Origin of the sequence: Paraburkholderia sp. BR13439 (genome assembly GCF_040948805.1) — a bacterium.
Taxonomy (GTDB): Bacteria; Pseudomonadota; Gammaproteobacteria; order Burkholderiales; family Burkholderiaceae; genus Paraburkholderia; species Paraburkholderia youngii.
The window spans coordinates 1-2,627 of sequence record NZ_JBFPKN010000094.1; the positions used below are offsets into that span (position 1 = coordinate 1).

The window sequence follows — 2,627 nt, forward strand, 5'->3', positions numbered from 1 at the left end:
GGGAGTCTCGTGACATAGTGCATCCTTTGGTTAGAAGCCCGGCAACTTGAGTGACTTCTCTGCTTCCTGTCGGGCCTTGAAGTGAGGCGGTCGCCTTTCCTTAATAGCCCGTACACCTTCCCTGACGGCTTCGGAATCAAGCTCAGCAACAGGGACCTGCCAGGGCGCCGAGGGCATGAGTTGAGTCGCAGGCAGTATTCCTTCACGGATCAGGCGGTGAATCGAGCTGCCGTAGATTCCCAGTCGCCGTGAGGCCTCTTCCACGCTGATCGTCTCCGCATGCGATGCCATCGGATCGAATGGCGCAATGCCCAGCCGTTCACGCAGTTCGGTAACACGAACCGTGGTCCAGGTCTTGCCGTCTGGCGATTTGCATCGCATGCGGTTCATGGTCACCGCAAGCTCCCTGTCCGGCCACTGCCCGCCAAGCTTGCGCATAACCTCAACAGCACTGAAGTGTTGGCCAGATGGATATCGACCAACATTCACGCGTGCGACGCGCAGCTCCGTGTGCCGACCACCGGTCCAGTGAACCGTTGCGACTGCTTCGTTCGTATTGTCGTCCAGATCAATCACGACTTCCTGAATGAGAATTCGGGTCAGCCGCTGCTTTGTTCGCATATCGGTGCCCGGCGCATTCCACGCCGCCGGGAGATCGTGCGCGAGCGTCATCAACTGCGTCTGGTCGATCGCGGGCCGGCTTGCAACCTCGCGGTCCAGAAGCGCAGCGCGCTCTTCAAGGTGAGCGACACGTTCGAGGGCTGCATTCCAACGCGCTTCAAGCTCGCGTGCAACCAATCGTTTCGTCGGATCCACAACCTCATACCGGCGTGCGGCAAGAGAGGCATCGTAGCGCGCTTCCTCGAGCTCGCAGGCTAACGCGCGACGCGCATCATCGCCTGCGCGCGATGTTTGCTGTGCAGCGCGAACGGCCGCTTCCACCGCATGCTCCGAAACCGCTTCGAGAATTGCGGCCGCCACTGCTTTGTCGATACGTATTCCGCCGATTCCGATACAGCGGAATGCTCCGACATGTGCTTCGTCGCCACGGCAGTAATAGCGATGCGCGTGGCCGGCTCTCATGCCGTAGTTGACTCGCATCATTCGGCCGCACCGGCCACATCGCGCCAGGCCAGTAAGCAATGCCCGCCCACCACGAGCAGATCGACGGGAAGCCCGCTTCTTCATGTGTGTGTTCTCGGCAATCATCCTCTGATGCTCCTCGAACTGATCCCACGTGATGTACCCTGGGTGATGGTCGCGCAACAGGACGCTCCAGTCCTTCATTGGCTTGGAGTGGCCTTCAGTCTTACGAGCCCGTCCGTCGACGACCGCAGTGCGCTGGGTCGTCCTTCCAAACACATACGCCCCAGCATAAACCGGATGCTCCAGGATCTGGACGACCGTGTGATATGCAGGCCTGCTCCATTCGATCCGGATGCCCGCGGGGCCGTGCCGTGTCACCGGCAGCTTCACGTCGGATTGTATGGCCCATAGCAGCACCTGACGGGCACTGCCGAGTTCGCGAAACTTACGGAAGAGCACCCGGATGGACTCGGCAACCCGTTCGTCTGGATCGATCTCGATCTGCCCAAGCTCGTTCCAGCAGTAGCCCGGAGGTAGCGCAAAGCGCAATTCGCCACGCTGGGCCTTCGAATCACGCGCGGCAATGCCACGCTGCCGCAGCAGACTGAGTTCGTACTCCGACATCGTGCCTTTGAGTCCAAGCAGGAGCCGATCGTTGACCAGCCTGGGGTCATAAATACCGTCGTGATCAACGACGACCGTGCCGACCAGCGCGCAAAGATCAATGAGATGGTGCCAATCGCGGCCGTTGCGCGCAAGTCGTGAAGCCTCGAGACAGAACACGGCGCCGACGGATCCTGCACACACTGACGCGACCAGCTTCTGGAACCCGGGACGTTCGATACTGCCGGAGCCCGAACGTCCAAGGTCATCGTCGATCGTCGTCACTGAAGCAAAGCCCATGGTTCGTGCAAATTCAGCGAGCGCGTACTGACGATTCTGGCTCTCTGTGTGCTCCACCACCTGGCTCATGGTTGATTGACGGACGTAGACCACCGCGCCTCGGCAGAGATGTTCAGCGGAGATCTTCTGGTTCATCGCGATCTCCTGGGTCGGTTATGTTCGCCGGCTTGCCCAGCGCTTCCAGCAGAAGTGCCGCGAGCGCGTCGATCACTTCCTCCCGTCGATTCCCCACTATGGCTGCGTCGAAGGTGGGATCTAGGTGCAGTTCCAGCGGAAGCTGTACGCCGGGTTCTCTTTGCAGTCGTCTCATCGGAATGGCCCTCCGTTGACAGAGGCTTCGATGATCCTCCTGCGGCGGAGTGGCGCTTCCGATCAGACAGGACGCGGCACAAGAAGGCCAGCGCTTCGGCGCTCACTTGCGGTTCGCCAAGCGACATTGCCGAGCATATCGACGCATCGAGCATCCAGGCAGGCAGTTCGCGGGAGATCTGTTGCGGGACGTCGAGGTGAACCATCTCATTCCCGCGGCGCCCAGTGCGGCGGACCAGCCTGTATTCCTGGCCGTAGGCGGGGTGCCAGCGGTATGCGATCACCACAATTTGCGATCGGTATGTTGAATGTCGTGTGGCTTGGCGATC

2 protein-coding genes are annotated in these 2,627 nt (G+C 60.5%); both read right to left on the reverse strand.

The window, feature by feature from the left end; all coding sequences use genetic code 11:
- Window positions 1-30 precede the first annotated feature (30 nt).
- Window positions 31-2,124 carry a recombinase family protein gene (locus AB3X96_RS42215; protein WP_368594373.1) on the reverse strand — a complete coding sequence of 698 codons (2,094 nt, stop codon included), beginning with the start codon at window positions 2,122-2,124 and terminating at the stop codon, window positions 31-33.
- Entirely contained in the window at window positions 2,102-2,299 is a 198-nt protein-coding gene (locus AB3X96_RS42220) for a hypothetical protein (protein ID WP_129964158.1), read from the reverse strand. Before AB3X96_RS42220 ends, AB3X96_RS42215 begins: the two co-directional genes overlap by 23 nt.
- Window positions 2,300-2,627 lie beyond the last annotated feature (328 nt).